The organism is Chryseobacterium gilvum, assembly GCF_025628965.1.
Lineage (GTDB): Bacteria > Bacteroidota > Bacteroidia > Flavobacteriales > Weeksellaceae > Chryseobacterium > Chryseobacterium gilvum.
On record NZ_JAOTEN010000005.1, the window covers coordinates 18095 to 34020 of the forward strand.

Here is a 15926-nt window from a genome sequence, read left to right on the forward strand (position 1 = left end):
AATTTCAAGAGCGTGAAATAAAAGATTTCCTACGCAAAAAAAAATTGAGTGCTGTTATTTTAAATGAAATTTATGATCATTTTCTGACGCAGATTTCAGAATTAATGAAAGAAGATATTAGCTTTCAGGAAGCATTTCTCACCACTAAAATCGGCTGGCAACACGAACTGGAAATGGTGAATGCTGATGCCCTGTCATTCAAAAAAATCGCAAGAATAGAGAAAATGATTTTGAAGTCCAGATTTAGAAATATTATTTTTTCTTCAATAGCTCTTTCTATGATGAGTCTGGCTGTATTTTTATTTTTTAATGATTATTTTTATATCGTGCAAATAGGTTTAGCATTTCTTTCTCTTGCGATGCTTGTATACAATTTTGTATTCAAAAAATTGAAATTCAGAGAGTATATCGAATTGAGCTTTCATCCTTTGATTTTGAAAAACTTTTTTATAGGAGGTATTTTATTCTTTGGGATAGGTTATATTTCTCAAAGTGCACATTTCTGGAATTTTGGAATAGGGCAGGCTTTTGGCGTCTATGCTACATTGGTACAGATTCAGCTGTTGTATTTCAGAAGTAAAAAAGTAAATGTTTTAATATAGTGCAAGCGGTGTTACCTATTAAATTATACGCTGACTTTGGATGAGATCACAAAACCAGAAAACATACTCATCATCTTGATCTTCAGGATTTAATTTTGGTTTAGGATACGTTTTTTTAACCGTTTCTCCAATTTCAAACGGTATGGGAGCTTTAAAAATAGGACCGTCAAAAGTGAACGTATGAAACTCTCCGTTTTCACCGCAGGGATCAACGTTTTTAGGAAGATCTTTAATTAAATCTTTATCAATAATTCTTCCAGCAAAACTTTTATCCAAGTAAGTCTCGTTGACACAGGTGATAATAGTTTTAAAATCGAGATCTAAAAATTCATCGATGAGGTCTGAAGTATTTCTTTTCCACAGAGGAAAAACAGCTTCCATTCCAACTTCTTTTAACTGATCTTCTCTGTATTTCCTTAAATCTTCAAGGAAAATATCTCCGAAAACAGAATGCGTAACGCCTTGAGATTGTATGGCATTCATTGTTTGAGCCATGATTTCGCGATATTCTTCCATGGAAGGTTCTCTCGGAAGTTCTATTTTGATTAAAGGAAATCCTAAACTTTCAGCCTGCTTTTCTAACAATGAAACAGGAACACCATGCATTGAAATTCGCCGGAATTCTTTATTGATGCTTGTCAACAGTGAAGTTATTTCAAACTTATTTTCCAGTAAGATTTTATATAATGCGAGTGCGGAATCTTTTCCGCTGCTCCAGTTGAAGATGGCTTTGGGTTTCATTTAAAATGATTGATCACAAATTTAATTATATGAATCTATAATTTCAATAATTATTTATTCTTAAATTATTTCTTAGGTTTTTTTATATTTGAAAACATGTATATTCGAAATGAAACAAATATTACTCCTGACTTTTCTTATTTCAACTTTATTTTCCTTTGCTCAAAGTGTTAAAATGCTAAGGCAGGAAGCTGTAAAAGCGATTAACAATAATGATTTTTCAACGGCTAAAACTTATTATGAAAAAATTTTAAAGAAAGGTCATAAAACCTGGGAGACTTATGTGCTTTTAGGAGACTGCGAGTTTAAATTAGGTAATGTTGATGCAGCTTGGAATTATTATCAAGAAGGATATAAAAAAGCTAAGGTTCAAGATTATGCAACTATAGATATTAGAACAGGAACAATTCTAATGCAACAAAAAAAATATGAAGATGCTTGGATAAGATTTCTAAAAGTAGAAATTACAAGACCAAACGATCCAGCCGCAAAAAAATTACAGGCAACGGCTCTGTATCATATGGAAAAATATAATGATGCATTATTTACTCTTAATCAAGCGGAAAAATATGATGATTCTGACTTAGAAATTAAATATTATAAAGGTTTGATTTTATTTAAACAAAATAAAATTGAAGATGCCTGCAAAAATTTTGAAATGGCAAAAGGTTTAGAGATTCCTGATTTGAAAATTTTAGCAGCACAACATTGTAGCAAGCCTTGATAAATAAAAAGCCATAGAATTTAATCTACGGCTTTTTATTTAATTGCCCGTCCGATTACGGGCTTACATGTTTCTTCTATATTTACCACCCACTTCAAACAAAGCATTGGTAATCTGCCCAAGCGAACAGTATTTCACGGCATCCATCATGACGTTGAATAAATTCTGCTGATTGATGGCTGCGTATTGTAGCGTTTTAAGTGCGGCTTCAGATTTATCTTCATTCGATTTCTGGAAATTATGAAGCGTTTCAATCTGTACCTGCTTTTCTTCCTCAGTAGAACGGATCACTTCTCCCGGACGAACCGTTGGGGAACCATCTTTTCCAAGGAACGTATTTACCCCGATGATTGGATATTCTCCGGTGTGTTTCAACCATTCATAATGCATTGATTCTTCCTGAATTTTTGAACGTTGATACATGGTTTCCATCGCGCCCAGAACGCCACCTCTTTCTGTAATTCTGTCGAATTCTGCGTAAACAGCTTCTTCCACCAGATCCGTCAATTCTTCAATAATAAATGAACCCTGAAGCGGATTTTCGTTCTTCGCCAATCCTAATTCTTTATTGATAATCAACTGAATCGCCATCGCTCTTCTTACAGACTGCTCAGTCGGCGTGGTAATCGCTTCGTCATAAGCATTGGTGTGCAGTGAATTACAGTTATCGTAAATCGCATACAAAGCTTGAAGCGTAGTTCTGATATCATTGAAATCAATTTCCTGAGCGTGAAGTGAACGACCTGAAGTTTGAATGTGGTATTTCAACATCTGGCTTCTTTCGTCTGCGCCGTATTTGAGTTTCATGGCTTTTGCCCAAACTCTTCTGGCTACCCGTCCAATCACTGAATATTCAGGGTCAATCCCGTTGGAGAAGAAGAAGGATAAGTTGGGAGCAAAATCATTGATATCCATTCCTCTTGACAAATAATATTCGACGTACGTGAAGCCATTTGCCAAAGTAAATGCCAGTTGAGAAACCGGATTTGCACCCGCTTCTGCAATGTGATAACCCGAAATAGAAACAGAGTAAAAATTTCTTACTTTTTCGGTGATAAAATATTCCTGAACGTCACCCATTAATCTTAAGGCAAATTCAGTAGAGAAAATACAGGTATTCTGAGCCTGGTCTTCTTTTAAAATATCTGCCTGAACCGTACCACGAACTGTTGCGATTGTTTTGGCTTTAATTTCAGCATACGCTTCCGCAGGAATCACTTCATCTCCCGTGATTCCTAATAGTTTTAAACCTAAACCATTATTTGATGGAGGTAATTCTCCGTTATATTTTGGTCTTTCTAAACCTTTATCGTCAAATTTTGCTTTTAAAGCTTTTTCAACATTCGCTTCCAATTGATGTTCAGCGATATATTTTTCAACATTCTGGTCGATGGCCGCATTCATAAAGAAAGCCAGCAACATCGGTGCAGGTCCGTTGATGGTCATGGAAACGGATGTCATAGCATTCACCAAATCAAATCCGGAATACAGTTTTTTCGCATCATCTAAAGTTGCGATAGAAACTCCCGCATTTCCGATTTTCCCGTAAATATCCGGTGGTAAAGCAGGATCTTGTCCGTAAAGCGTTACAGAGTCGAATGCTGTGGAAAGACGTTTTGCATCCATTTCCGCAGAAACGTAATGGAATCTTCTGTTGGTTCTTTCAGGTCCACCTTCTCCGGCGAACATCCTTGTCGGGTCTTCTCCGGTTCTTTTGAAAGGATAAATTCCTGCAGTGTAAGGAAATCCTCCCGGAAGGTTTTCCTGACCTTTCCATTTAATCAAATCACCCCAATCGGTGTATTTTGGTAAAGATATTTTTGGAATTTTTAAATGAGATAAAGATTCTGTTGAGGTTTCCACTTTAATTTCTTTTCCACGAACAAAATAAGAATAAAACTCAGCCTTAAAAGCCTGTTTAGTATCTTCCCAATTGTTCAGGAAGTCAATATTTTCCTGCTGAAGGTCTTTTTCGGCTTTTTGATATTCAGCATCTAATGTTTCATTGGAAAGGAAACTTCTTACCCCTTCGATATGATACATTTTTCTGGCTAATTCTGCCTGTTTTTGAACATTAGCGTCGTACTGTCTGTTGTTTTCAACAATTTCAGATAAATAACGCACTCTCTTCGGAGGGATGATGGTTACTTCTTCTGTAATTTCCTGCTCAACAAAACCCTGAAGATTTAAATTTGAATATTTTTCGTTTACTTTTTCGACTAATCTGTTGTACAATTCCGTGGTGCCGTGGTCATTGAACTGAGAAGCTTTTGTCGCATAAACCGGCATATCATCCAATGGGCTTTCCCATAACAGATGGTTTCTCTGGAACTGTTTTCTGACCGCCTGAAGTGCATCCAAAGCACCACGTTTATCAGATTTATTTAATGCAACCAGATCTGCATAATCTAACATGTCGATTTTTTCCAATTGCGTGGAAGCTCCGTATTCGGGAGTCATCACGTACATGGAAACATCTGCAAAATCAGAAACTTCCGAACCAGATTGTCCGATACCCGAAGTTTCCAGAATAATAACATCAGGATGAGCCAGTTTCAATACGTTCAAAGCAGAATGAATGAACGGAGAAACAGAAACGTTGTTTTCTCTGGTCGCCATCGAACGCATATAGACTCTTGGATCATTAATGGCATTCATGCGGATTCTGTCGCCCAATAATGCGCCGCCGGTTTTCTTTTTCGAAGGGTCAATGGAAATGATAGCGATTTTTTTATCCGGATTGGAACGGAGAAATCGTCTTACCAATTCGTCTGTTAAAGAAGATTTTCCGGCTCCACCGGTTCCTGTAATCCCGATGATTGGAATATTTAAATCTTTTGATTTTTCGTCAATGGCTTTTACCAATTCCGGTTTTTCTTCTGAGAAGTTTTCAACAGCAGAAATGATTTTAGCAATGCTGGTAGAATTTTCAAAACTGATTGAATCTAAATCATTAGCCGTAATATCTTTTCCCGTTGCGAAGTCTGATCTTTTTACCAGATCATCAATCATTCCCTGTAAACCGAGTTCTCGGCCGTCATCCGGAGAATAAATCCTGTCGATTCCGTAAGACATGATATCTTCGATTTCTTCGGGCAGAATAACGCCGCCGCCGCCGCCGAAAATTTTAATTTGAGGAGAATTTTTCTCTCTTAAAAGGTCATAGATATATTTAAAATATTCATTGTGACCTCCTTGATAAGAAGTTAATGCAATTGCGTTGGCATCCTCCTGAATAGCTGTATTTACGACTTCTTCAGCTGATTTGTCGTGGCCAAGGTGAATCACTTCGCATCCTGTACCCTGAATGACACGACGCATGATGTTAATCGCAGCATCATGACCGTCAAATAATGACGCTGCTGTTACGATTCTTACTTTATTGGTTGGAGTATATTTTTGGGTTTCCATAAAAAATCTTGAGAATTTCTGAATTTCCAAATATAATAATAAAATAAGAACATTTAATTGTTGTTTAACACTTTGATTTATATGGATTTAATCTATTCAAATAAAATAAATCTCTCCTGAAATGAGATACACCCATAAGAGATCACAACTAAAATCTTACTTTTGCATCATATTATATAAGGTATGAAAAAAGCGCTGCTCTATTTTGCTTTAGGAAGTATTTTAAGTTTCCTGATTAATTATTTTTTCTACAGTTCCGAGAATATCGCATTGGATATTTATTATGCTTTGGCGTTCGGGATTGCGTGGGGACTGGCTTATTATTTAGACACTCCGGATTTTACATTGCCCCAAAAGCTTATTTTCTCATTTGCAGCAATGGGATTACTGGTTTTAGCAGGAACGTTGATGTTTACGCTGGAACTGGCCATTCCTTCTATTCTTAAATTTTCTACGGTGTTTGTAGCGTATTACCTGATTGCAAGTTTCAGAGGAAGCAAATCGCTCCGAAATTAATGCAGCATCACAAAACTGATATACGCCAAAATCATCAGCATACAGGATAATCCTATACAATTGACGATAAAAAGTACAGACCCTTTAAAAATACTCATCCTTTTGCTGCTCTCATACACCCTGTAATGGGCAATAAAAAAGTAAACCGACATATATACAATAATGACCAGTGTGATAAGTCCGGAAAGAAAATTAAACAGCAGATAATCGGGAAGCCAGGCAAATATTTTCTTGACTACAATCAAAATCAGAATCGTTAAAAGTAAAAATGAGAAATAGTGGAGTGTAAAAATACCATGATCAAAGTACCACCATTTTTTCTTATTATGAAAAATCCATAAGAAAAATGCGAATACAGGAAGATAAATAAACAGTGCTTTAGGAATGGTGTGAATAAGCGTTTCAAAATATTTATTGACCATCTGTTTTTTACTCAGGCCATTTGCTTTCATTTCAAACATTTTTTCTGCCAACGGACGAAAAACGGTATACGTTCCGCTTTTATCAGTCTTTTTTATAGAATCATATTCTTTCATAGAATCTGCACCCATAATGGTGCGGCTTTTATCCGAAAACGTTTCCCGGATAATTTTGCTCTCATTGGTCATCGCATTACCGGTAGAGTCTGTAATTTTTACATAATCTTTTGAATCCATCTTTTTTTTGATCTTATCAGAAGTAGCTTTTGATAAAATACCGGTCTGCTGCATTTTTTCCAGTGTTTTTTTGGTGTTTTCTTTTTCGAGATTTAAATTAGTCTGTGTTTTGAAGGCAGGTGCCTCTTTCTTAGATTCAGGCAAGAGACCCGGAAGCAAAAAAGTGATAAAACTGATAAAGATATAAAGCTTTACAGGCGCTACAAATACCTGTCTTTTACCTGAAAGGTATTGTTTTGTTAATTTCCCGGGTTTAAAAAGAAGGTATTGTAAGGTTTTCCAGAACTGGCCGTCATAATGTGTGAAGTCTTCAATAAAATGAGTAAACAGAAAATAAAAAGGTTGTCGGCTTTCAGTATTTTCCTGGCCGCAGTACGGGCAGAATCTTTCTTCTACGATATGGCTGCAGTTCAGGCACGTTTTATCATCTCTTATTTTTCCGTGGCTCATTTTTTATAGTTTTCAGCAAATATAATTATTTGGAGTAAGATATAGATATTTTTATTATTTAGCATAAGTGCTTTATTTTCAATTCTTTTCTAGATATTAGATAAATTATACTTTTACAGTAAAAAAATAATTGTATCTTTGCACACCCGTAAAAGGGAAAATTATGTTTAATCTTTAACTAAAACGTGTGAATACATTAAGTTACAAAACTGTTTCAGCGAACAAAGCTACTGCAAATAAAGAATGGGTTGTGGTAGACGCTGAAGGACAACCATTGGGAAGATTAGCTTCTCAGGTTGCAAAGATTTTGAGAGGTAAGCACAAAGCAAACTTTACACCTCACGTAGATTGTGGTGATAATGTTATTGTTTTGAATGCTGGGAAAATTACGCTTTCCGGAAACAAGTGGGCAGACAAGACTTATATCTGGCATACAGGATATCCTGGAGGTCAAAAGTCTATGACGGCAACTGAACTTCTAAAGAAAGATTCTCTGAAAGTATTGGAAAAATCTGTAAAAGGAATGCTTCCAAAAACAAGATTAGGATCTGTTTTGTTCAAAAACCTTTATTTATATGAAGGAACTGAGCATAAGCATGAAGCGCAGCAGCCTAAAACAATTAATATTAACGAATTTAAATAATTAATATGTCTATAGTTCACAAAATCGGAAGAAGAAAGACTTCTGTAGCAAGAGTTTATGTAAAGCCGGGTTCTGGTATTATTACAGTAAACGGTAAAGAGGCTGCAACGTATTTCTCTACAGACGTAATGGTTTATAAATTAAATCAGCCGTTTATCCTTTCTGAAACTGTTGGTCAGTACGACGTTACCGTAAATGTTTTCGGTGGTGGAAATACAGGTCAGGCAGAAGCGATCAGATTGGGGATTTCTAGAGCGCTTTGTGAGATCAATGCAGAATTCAGGTTAGCATTGAAACCTGCAGGGTTACTTACCAGAGATGCAAGAATGGTAGAAAGAAAGAAACCAGGTCAGAAAAAAGCAAGAAAGAGATTCCAATTCTCAAAACGTTAAAAAAGCGTATGGCTATTGGCTTATGGCGGATAGCTTTAGAAAAATTTTTAAAATTATTTTTTAACCAATGCTGGAAAGCCAGTTGCCAATGCAATAAGCCAACAGCAACTTTGCCCGTTACGTTTAGCATCCAAACACTTCTCCCATCTAAAGAAGTTGTTGATTGTTTAAAAGACGGAAAGTAAACTAACAAAAACAGAAAACATGGCAAAAGCAAATGTAAAAGACCTTCTAGAGGCTGGTGTACACTTCGGTCACATGACTAGAAAGTGGAATCCAAATATGGCTCCATACATTTTTATGGAGAAAAATGGTATTCACATTGTAGACTTACATAAAACAGCTGTTAAATTGGATGAAGCGTGCAGCGCTTTAGAAAAATTAACTTCTGCAGGTAAAAAAGTTCTTTTCGTAGCTACTAAGAAGCAAGCGAAAGAGGTTGTTGCAAAACACGCTTCAGAACTTAATATGCCTTATATTACAGAAAGATGGCCGGGAGGGATGTTAACAAATTTTGTTACCATCAGAAAGGCTGTAAAGAAGATGAACTCTATCGACAAAATGAAAAAAGACGGTACGTTCGAAACTTTATCTAAAAAAGAAAGATTACAGGTTGACAGACAGAGAGCTAACTTAGAAAAGAACTTAGGTTCTATCTCTGATATGGTGCGTCTTCCTTCTGCAATCTTCGTAGTAGATATCATGAGAGAACACATCGCCGTAACGGAAGCTAAGAAATTAGGGATCCCTGTTTTCGGAATTGTTGATACCAACTCTGACCCAAGAAAAGTAGACTTCGTTATCCCAGGAAACGATGATGCTTCAAAATCTATCGATATGATCTTAAACGTAGTTTCAGATTCTATCAAAGAAGGTCAGTCTCAGAGAAAAGCTGATAAAGAAAAATCTAAAGAAGAAGGAGAAGTAGTATCTGCTGATAAAGATGCAGATTTCGACGCTGCTGCTGAATAATTAAAATTATCTTTAAAATAAAAAACTCCGCTAAACTTGTTTAGCGGAGTTTTTTATTTTCATGTGGATTAATTAAATTAGTTTGAAAGCTTTACAGAATATGAGTCGGTAACAAATTTTGTCTTTTGATAAACTGAATTGCATATCATTCCGGATAAATTGTAATTCTGATTTTTGGGAACCATAACCGATCCTGTTTTTTTTGCGCCAATCGGTATCTTTTTAAAATAATTATTTCCGCTTATCGTTAAAACCATGTTGCACGCAGATTGGTTTTCCGCAATAATTGAGGTCTTGGAGTTTTGGGATGAACCATTTAGCAAATCATTTAAAACATCTGCTGTTTCAGATTTATAGGTTTTTATTAATGTCTGATATTCTATTTCAGTTTGGGCTGCAGGGCTGGTTTTTGTTCCGGTGGTTGAGATTACAGGCGCAGCAGGTCTTTTTACAGGTTGTTTCGTATGGTGAATTGTACCTCCGCAATTGGTCAGGAACAAGATAACCAGGGTCGAAATTGAAAAAGTTTTTATCATATTAATATTTTCGTAATGTAAATTTAAATGTTATTCTTTTAAATCTGAATGTATCTACTTTCTTTTGCCAAAAAAAGCTGTATAGATTACAGCTTTTAGTTATTTTTTGATTCAGTAAAGATTAATTGATCTTGAATTTTATATACGTAATCGTTTTTCCTTTTGCCGAGAAAAGTTCTTCATAATGGGTTCTGATATCTCTTAAGTGTGGCGTATCCGGATCGTATTCCAATGCTCCGTAAATATCGTGGTGCGCGGAAATGATTTCGTATCCTGCGCCTTGTAAAAATCCTAAAGTATACCCGTGTAAGAATTCTGAATCAGTTTTAAGATGAATGATTCCGCCCGGTTTCAGGAATTTTTTGTAGCGTTCGAGAAAATCGGGATGGGTAAGTCTGTGTTTGGTACGTTTGTACTTTATTTGCGGGTCCGGAAAGGTAATCCAGATTTCGTCAACTTCATTTTCAGCAAAGAAATAATCTACCAGCTCAATCTGAGTACGGATGAAAGCAACATTATGCATGTCATTCTGAATGGCTTCTTTTGCGCCAAACCAGAATCTTGCTCCTTTGATATCAACTCCGATGAAATTTTTTTCTGTAAATGTTTTTGCGAGTCCTACCGTATATTCTCCTTTACCACAGCCTAATTCAAGCACAATAGGTTTGTCATTCTTAAAGAATGTTTTTCTCCAGTTTCCTTTTAATTCAAAACCGTTAAGTGCTTCTTCTCTGGTCGGCTGGATGACATTTGGTAATATTTTATTCTCAGCGAATCTCGCTAATTTGTTTTTGCCCATGAAAATGTATATGAAAGCCGCAAAATTAACAAAAATAAAACAGAACTTGCTTTTAAAGACTTTTAGTTTTAAATATTTATTTAGATGAAGAACTTCCCAAAGCGACCATTAATGGTTTCTGAATTGTTTTTTGGGAGGCATACTGAGCTCCGCAGACTATGCTTGTAAGCAAATAATCCCCTTTTTGTATTACAATAGAATTATCACCATGAGCAGGAATAGGAAGCCTGTATTTAGTATTTCCAATGCCATCTATTCTCATGATAATATTGCAGTCAGACTTATTCTCAATCATAATAATGCATTCTTTTGCATTAGGGTCATTATCAAACAGAGAGTTCAGTATTTTTACGGTTTTATTTTTATGTTCTACCGGGTTATCTGCCATAAGCATATTAAATTCTGCCGCTTCCGTATCTGCAATGGCAACAACGGTTTTTATAGCTGCTGTAGGGGCAACATAGACATTCTGAGGTTTGCTGGGAATATATACTACCGCAGACTGGCCAACCTGAAGCTGTTTCTGGTACTTTGCAATCTGTTTTTGCCTGATAATGGCATTCATCTCATCAAAAGTAATTTTTGTAGAAGGCTTCCTTTTCAACATGGCAAGCCATTCCTGAATCTGTTTTACTTTCTGATCTCCGGGCGGAGCGGTTTTGATATACTCTTTCATCATGTCCATTACTTTTGGTTTCAGGACAGATCTGCGTGGATCATCTGGATGCGCGTCTCTTAAAAAAGCGTTGATCTCGTAAATACTTTTGCTTTTCAAAATATTGCTGTAATCTTTGCCTTTCTGTTGGCAAAAAATGCTTACAGATAGTAAAGTGCAAAAGAATATAAGTAACTTTTTCATTGAATAATAATTATACGGTCAAAGTTATTTTTTTTAAGATGTTTTTGATTATCATCGATACAGTATCATTAAAATTACTTAAATGCATAATAAATATCAATATGAAAGAATAAAAATAAACAATTTTTAAATGTTATACGTGCATATTTTTTATCATACTTTTAAAATATCTATTTAATAATTTCCTGAAGATGAGAATTTTTCAGCCTTCGCTGATAGATAGGTACATATTTTTCAATAGGAATTTTTACTGCTTCAAAATTTCCGGACTGTACAAAAACATCAATATTTTCTGAAGTATAGACAAACTGCAAAAAATTATCAATAAGATTTTCAGGGATTTTAAATTTGGTAAAATACTCTTTTCCTAAATAATTCTTGATTTGAGTAACGGAAGTATTCATTCTTTCGTATGCGACATAGCGCTGCTTTTTCTTTCTCTCTCCCGATAAAATATCAAATATACTTTCTAAGCTGAACGTCAAACCACCGTCTCTGAAACCCGCAACCGGTAAAACAGGAGAACTGCCATCACCTTTCGGTTCCGGCAACCCGATTACCTTTTTTAAGGCATATGCTTTATCTTCTTTCCTTAAAGAATTCACATCATACCGCAAATTTCCGGTGGGCCGGAATCTGTTGATTACCACTTCCTGAATATCATGATATGCAATTTTCAGTTCTACTAAACTTTTAGCATTAAACATCTGCGGAGTAAGGATGATGTCTTTTCTCTCTGTAACAATGGAGGTGAAGCGGATTACATCTCCGGAAGTCGCTTCCAGGCTGAAATCGCCGTTATAATTCGTAAGAACGGTTTTTTGTGTGTTGAGATTGGTCACATAAGCCTGATTAAGATATAAAACGGAATTATCTCTTAAAAACACCTGTCCGGAAAAAGTCTGAGCATTAATTTCAGCAATAAAAATTAACAGTAAAAGGGTAATAAGGTTTTTCATATAATGTGCAAAATTACATAAGAATATATGAATACTTTATCACGAAATTTCAGAAAGCAGGTTAAAGTATATTAAACTTTCACCCGAAAATGTTAAGGAATGTTATAGAAGTAAGAATTTTTATATGATTAAGAAGAACAGCTTATTTATCCCACAAATTGTCATTTCGGTGTTTTACCAACAGCCAGCTCGAATATTTCACGGAAGTTATATTGTCGTCTTCTGTCCAGCTTATAAAATACCAATAGGTCGCTGTAGGTACAGGTCTGCCTTGCATATTGCCGTCCCAGGTCAGCTTATTTAATTTTTCACCTCTGAATACTTCTGCTCCATATCGGTCAAATATTCTGAACTCGATATTTTTCTTATTCATTAGAGAAGAATAATCAATATCATCATTCAATCCGTCTCCGTTTGGCGTGATGGTATTGATGAGGTTGATAACGATAAATGGTTTTTTTACAACCTCACATCTTTGGGAATCTCTTACATAGATCGTATTATTTCCTCTCGGAACATTATTAAATATATTAGAATCCTGCCAGCTGAAACCATCTAAAGAATATTCGTAAGGAGGTATTCCTCCGCTGACTCCAATTGTAACGGTAGTGCCGTTAATGTCTATGGATGTAATTGATGGCAAAGGAGATTCTGTAACACTTACATTTTGTCTGTAAGCGCATCCGTTGAAAGAAAGATCAACCCAATAATTCCCTACAGGGACATTGTTAATGCTTGGTGTAGTTGCACCCGTACTCCATAAATAACTGTCAAAACCGGGACCCGCATCAAGGTTGGTTAATGTATTGGTACATATCTTTTTATCGACAAGGATATCAGATTTTTTAGGCGTTTTTATGGTGATGCTGACTGACCCGATATTCGGACAGGCTCCTGCTTTTTCAAATCGTAAATAATAGGTCTGTGTTCCCGTAGCAGATACGGTACTTCCGATAGGTGAAACATCATTTTGAGCATTTGCTAAAGTGGTGTGATAACTTATAGTCACTAAAGGATCTGTAGTAAACTGACTGACATATTGTGCAAGATTGACCTGTTTAATGCCATCTAAATCGTCATCACAGAAATTGGTAATAACACTGCCTGTCAGCAAAGGAATTTTAGTGTTAACCGCAAAATTCAGATTGTCAATCACCGGAGCACACCCGTCCGGAGAATCTACGCGTATATAAATCGTAGTATTGGTGCTGTAGCTCCATGCATTAGGAAGGGTATTATTGTTTCCTACATTGGCATCAGCTAAAACTGCATAATATCTTACATTGGTAAAATAGGCCGGATTATTAAGCACCTGTTGCGTAATATCAGATAATAAAACATCTACAATCCCATCCACATTTTCGTCGCATAATGCAATAACGTTCAATGGAGCTATTACTGCTAAAGGATATACGTTAAGTGTAATTTGTGCGATATTTTTACAACCCAGCGAGTTTTTAACCACAGCATACACAATAGTTCCGCCTACAGCAGGATAATTAGTGGGCGTTGCAATAAGCGCGGCTGCATTTTCGGTCTGTGCATCTGCTAAACTCGGGTAATAGGTGATTGTTACAGGAGAATTCGACGTTACATTGGCTAATGTTAAATTAAAATTTCCCTGCCCGTTATTCAGATTACAAGAGTTGAGAGTAGCATTCGTTACGGTTAAAGCCTGAATATTTAGAGTGACGGTTACCGTTTCGCAATCAGGGAAATCCGGGTCGTTTCCACAAAATGTATAGGTAAAAGTATCTGTTCCTGTTGTCCCGGGATTGGTAACATTATAGGTAATAATTCCTGTTGTAGCGTTGATGGTTACAGTTCCCAAAGTTGGAGCCGTTACAATGGCTACCGTAGAAACTACCGGTGTTTGTGCGGATGTTGTAAATGTGGGTGTAATGGTTTTGGATGTACAGACATCATATATTGCCGTACTTTGCTTCGTACAGTTTAAAACTTTATACTGCTCGGTTACCAGAGGTGCACAGCTTCCCAATGTTACTGAACAGGTGTAATACCCTGATTGCGTAGGAGTATAGGATGCAGATGTTGCGCCGGGTATTAAATTACCGTTCCTGTACCATTGATACGTGTCATAAATAATAGGATCAATTGTAAGTACAATTCCCGGAACGCAATCTCCGCCTGATTTTAAGATGACCGGCTGCGTTGGAAATCCTGCAAAAAAACCTCCATATCCTACAGCATCACTTCCCGCTGTAATCCCCGCTGTAATCGCTTTGGTGGAAATTACAGTTATGGTTCCTACCGTATTCGGGATTCCATAGGTAACCCAATTTGGATTTCCCGTCATATCATAAGGGCCTGTAACAGCAGGCGGCGTGACACCGTTTACGGTAACTACTGCTCCTCTTTCTGTAATTAAATTCAATTTTGTCGGAATGTTTAATACCCCGGAAGGATTTACATTGGTATGAACAAAATTTTCATCAATCAATCCTATTTCATTAATTTGCTTCGGAAGATAACAGTTAAGCCCCGGAATAAAATTAAAACCGCCGGTTGCAATCTCATTTCCCACACTGGAATTTCCGGCAAGCATCTGATACACATAGGCATTTTTTGTGGTTCTGATGTACAGGTTGTAATGATTGGTACCCTGAAGCTGATATTTGGTATCGGGAATTACAAAGTATTGTCCCGTATTCAGAGTAGTAACAGGAGTAGCTTCATTGTTAACAAAAACCTGGGTATTATCTTGTGTGGCAATCACCAAAGCTCCCTCCATATTTGATCCTATGCTTCCATTGCCTTTGACCAGAGCAAACTGGTTTCCCAATTTCTCAACGGGTATAGACTGATCCATCAAAATATCAGAACTGTTGGGATTATTCCCTGCATACTGACCGTTAAAATTTCCGTTGGTGACATTGACGTCTTTATTGGATGTAATTTTTGCGCCGATAAATCCGTCAAAGTTTCCCGTAATATTTCCAATTCCGTCGATGATATATGATTGTCCCTTATTAAGGGTAAAAGTCAGGGTAGGATTGGTGGCTCCGGTGGTTCCGTTGGAAAACTGAACGGTCGGCTTATATCCCGAAACGGTAACCGTCGTATTGTCTTCCGTAGCCAAAATACTGGTCATAAAATTTAAAATCCCATTGCTCACCGTAATCGGTGCACTGGCGGTATGAAAATTTTTCCCGATGGAGGCAATGCCTTTAGAAGTGATAATTTCGGCATGATTAAAAACCGAAAATCTCAGATTGGCGTAAAAAGGAAATTCTGCTTTCACATATATCCCTTTTGTGGTGGGAGTAAATAGATCTGCCTGCAGTGTGGTAATAATATAATCTCTTAAAACATCAAATTTCTGAGGATTGTTTTTGCTGATGGTTACTGTACCTATTAAAACATTATTGTTATAAATGCTTACCGGAAAAGGAGTGGTGCGGTTAGTTGATAAGTATAGTTTTTGATAAGGATTGGGATTTCCCGTACGGTCTACCATAGGCGCAAACCAGTGATCTCTATCCAGCTGTGCGAATGTGATAGAGAATATAAAAAAAATAAGAAAAAAAGATAAAATTTTCTTCATTCAGGTATTGCATTGACAACAAATTTAATAATAAAAAGTATTATCTGCTAAAAAATAAACAAAAAACCGCGATATAAAATCGCGGTTTCATTTTAATATGG

At 36.3% G+C, this 15926-nt stretch carries 14 protein-coding genes; 6 read left to right on the forward strand and 8 right to left on the reverse strand.

The annotated features are described in order from the left end of the window. Positions 1-44 precede the first annotated feature (44 nt). Complete coding sequence (locus N0B16_RS13020) at positions 45-602, forward strand: hypothetical protein (protein WP_262991386.1); 558 nt, start codon at positions 45-47, stop codon at positions 600-602. Between the two features lie 18 nt (positions 603-620). Here N0B16_RS13020 and N0B16_RS13025 read toward each other — a convergent pair whose 3' ends face one another. Beyond that, positions 621-1343 carry a Dph6-related ATP pyrophosphatase gene (locus N0B16_RS13025; protein ID WP_262991387.1) on the reverse strand — a complete coding sequence of 241 codons (723 nt, stop codon included), beginning with the start codon at positions 1341-1343 and terminating at the stop codon, positions 621-623. A 109-nt stretch (positions 1344-1452) separates the two neighbouring features. Between N0B16_RS13025 and N0B16_RS13030 the strand changes: the two genes are divergently transcribed. Then, positions 1453-2067, forward strand: coding sequence for a tetratricopeptide repeat protein (locus N0B16_RS13030; protein WP_262991388.1), 615 nt, complete (start codon positions 1453-1455; stop codon positions 2065-2067). Positions 2068-2130: 63 nt separating this feature from the next. Here the strand turns inward: N0B16_RS13030 and N0B16_RS13035 are convergent, their stop codons facing one another. After that, positions 2131-5478: a methylmalonyl-CoA mutase family protein gene (locus N0B16_RS13035; protein WP_262991389.1), complete on the reverse strand. Its 3348-nt coding sequence runs from the start codon at positions 5476-5478 to the stop codon at positions 2131-2133. Positions 5479-5661: 183 nt separating this feature from the next. Here N0B16_RS13035 and N0B16_RS13040 point away from each other — a divergent pair, with 183 nt between their 5' ends. Continuing rightward, the gene (locus N0B16_RS13040; RefSeq protein ID WP_262991390.1) at positions 5662-5994 is read left to right on the forward strand and encodes a hypothetical protein; all 333 of its coding nucleotides are present in this window, start codon (positions 5662-5664) and stop codon (positions 5992-5994) included. Here N0B16_RS13040 and N0B16_RS13045 read toward each other — a convergent pair. Continuing rightward, on the reverse strand, positions 5991-7100 hold the full coding sequence (locus N0B16_RS13045) for a DUF3667 domain-containing protein (RefSeq protein WP_262991391.1): 1110 nt from the start codon (positions 7098-7100) through the stop codon (positions 5991-5993). The genes N0B16_RS13040 and N0B16_RS13045 overlap by 4 nt on opposite strands. A 187-nt stretch (positions 7101-7287) precedes the next feature. On the opposite strand from N0B16_RS13045, the gene rplM reads away from it, so the two are divergent. The 3 genes from rplM to rpsB all read left to right on the forward strand — a co-directional run bounded on the left by rplM (position 7288) and on the right by rpsB (position 9107). After that, on the forward strand, positions 7288-7743 hold the full coding sequence (gene rplM / locus N0B16_RS13050) for a 50S ribosomal protein L13 (RefSeq protein WP_262991392.1): 456 nt from the start codon (positions 7288-7290) through the stop codon (positions 7741-7743). A 5-nt stretch (positions 7744-7748) separates the two neighbouring features. After that, a complete protein-coding gene (rpsI, locus tag N0B16_RS13055) occupies positions 7749-8135 on the forward strand; it encodes a 30S ribosomal protein S9 (RefSeq protein ID WP_054511446.1) in 387 nt (128 codons plus the stop codon). Positions 8136-8339: 204 nt separating this feature from the next. Then, positions 8340-9107 (forward strand): 30S ribosomal protein S2, encoded by a 768-nt coding sequence (gene rpsB, locus N0B16_RS13060; protein WP_162088218.1) that lies wholly within the window; start codon positions 8340-8342, stop codon positions 9105-9107. Positions 9108-9184: 77 nt separating this feature from the next. Here rpsB and N0B16_RS13065 read toward each other — a convergent pair whose 3' ends face one another. From N0B16_RS13065 to N0B16_RS13085, 5 genes are all read right to left on the reverse strand, one after another. Beyond that, positions 9185-9643 (reverse strand): DUF6759 domain-containing protein, encoded by a 459-nt coding sequence (locus tag N0B16_RS13065; protein ID WP_262991393.1) that lies wholly within the window; start codon positions 9641-9643, stop codon positions 9185-9187. A 121-nt stretch (positions 9644-9764) separates the two neighbouring features. Next, entirely contained in the window at positions 9765-10442 is a 678-nt protein-coding gene (gene trmB / locus N0B16_RS13070) for a tRNA (guanosine(46)-N7)-methyltransferase TrmB (RefSeq protein ID WP_262991394.1), read from the reverse strand. Positions 10443-10518: 76 nt separating this feature from the next. Then, entirely contained in the window at positions 10519-11301 is a 783-nt protein-coding gene (locus N0B16_RS13075; protein WP_262991395.1) for a DUF6759 domain-containing protein, read from the reverse strand. Between the two features lie 170 nt (positions 11302-11471). Further along, complete coding sequence (locus N0B16_RS13080) at positions 11472-12260, reverse strand: hypothetical protein (protein ID WP_262991396.1); 789 nt, start codon at positions 12258-12260, stop codon at positions 11472-11474. 142 nt (positions 12261-12402) lie between these two features. After that, the gene (locus N0B16_RS13085) at positions 12403-15825 is read right to left on the reverse strand and encodes an FIDD domain-containing protein (RefSeq protein ID WP_262991397.1); all 3423 of its coding nucleotides are present in this window, start codon (positions 15823-15825) and stop codon (positions 12403-12405) included. Positions 15826-15926 lie beyond the last annotated feature (101 nt).

What these genes read in the sequence shown, in the direction of transcription:
- N0B16_RS13025 (WP_262991387.1), bottom strand. Translation starts at nt 1,343, where the DNA reads ATGAAACCCAAAGCCATCTTCAACTGGAGCAGCGGAAAAGATTCCGCA.
- N0B16_RS13030 (WP_262991388.1), top strand. Translation starts at nt 1,453, where the DNA reads ATGAAACAAATATTACTCCTGACTTTTCTTATTTCAACTTTATTTTCC.
- N0B16_RS13035 (WP_262991389.1), bottom strand. Translation starts at nt 5,478, where the DNA reads ATGGAAACCCAAAAATATACTCCAACCAATAAAGTAAGAATCGTAACA.
- N0B16_RS13040 (WP_262991390.1), top strand. Translation starts at nt 5,662, where the DNA reads ATGAAAAAAGCGCTGCTCTATTTTGCTTTAGGAAGTATTTTAAGTTTC.
- N0B16_RS13045 (WP_262991391.1), bottom strand. Translation starts at nt 7,100, where the DNA reads ATGAGCCACGGAAAAATAAGAGATGATAAAACGTGCCTGAACTGCAGC.
- rpsI (WP_054511446.1), top strand. Translation starts at nt 7,749, where the DNA reads ATGTCTATAGTTCACAAAATCGGAAGAAGAAAGACTTCTGTAGCAAGA.
- rpsB (WP_162088218.1), top strand. Translation starts at nt 8,340, where the DNA reads ATGGCAAAAGCAAATGTAAAAGACCTTCTAGAGGCTGGTGTACACTTC.
- N0B16_RS13065 (WP_262991393.1), bottom strand. Translation starts at nt 9,643, where the DNA reads ATGATAAAAACTTTTTCAATTTCGACCCTGGTTATCTTGTTCCTGACC.
- trmB (WP_262991394.1), bottom strand. Translation starts at nt 10,442, where the DNA reads ATGGGCAAAAACAAATTAGCGAGATTCGCTGAGAATAAAATATTACCA.
- N0B16_RS13075 (WP_262991395.1), bottom strand. Translation starts at nt 11,301, where the DNA reads ATGAAAAAGTTACTTATATTCTTTTGCACTTTACTATCTGTAAGCATT.
- N0B16_RS13080 (WP_262991396.1), bottom strand. Translation starts at nt 12,260, where the DNA reads ATGAAAAACCTTATTACCCTTTTACTGTTAATTTTTATTGCTGAAATT.
- N0B16_RS13085 (WP_262991397.1), bottom strand. Translation starts at nt 15,825, where the DNA reads ATGAAGAAAATTTTATCTTTTTTTCTTATTTTTTTTATATTCTCTATC.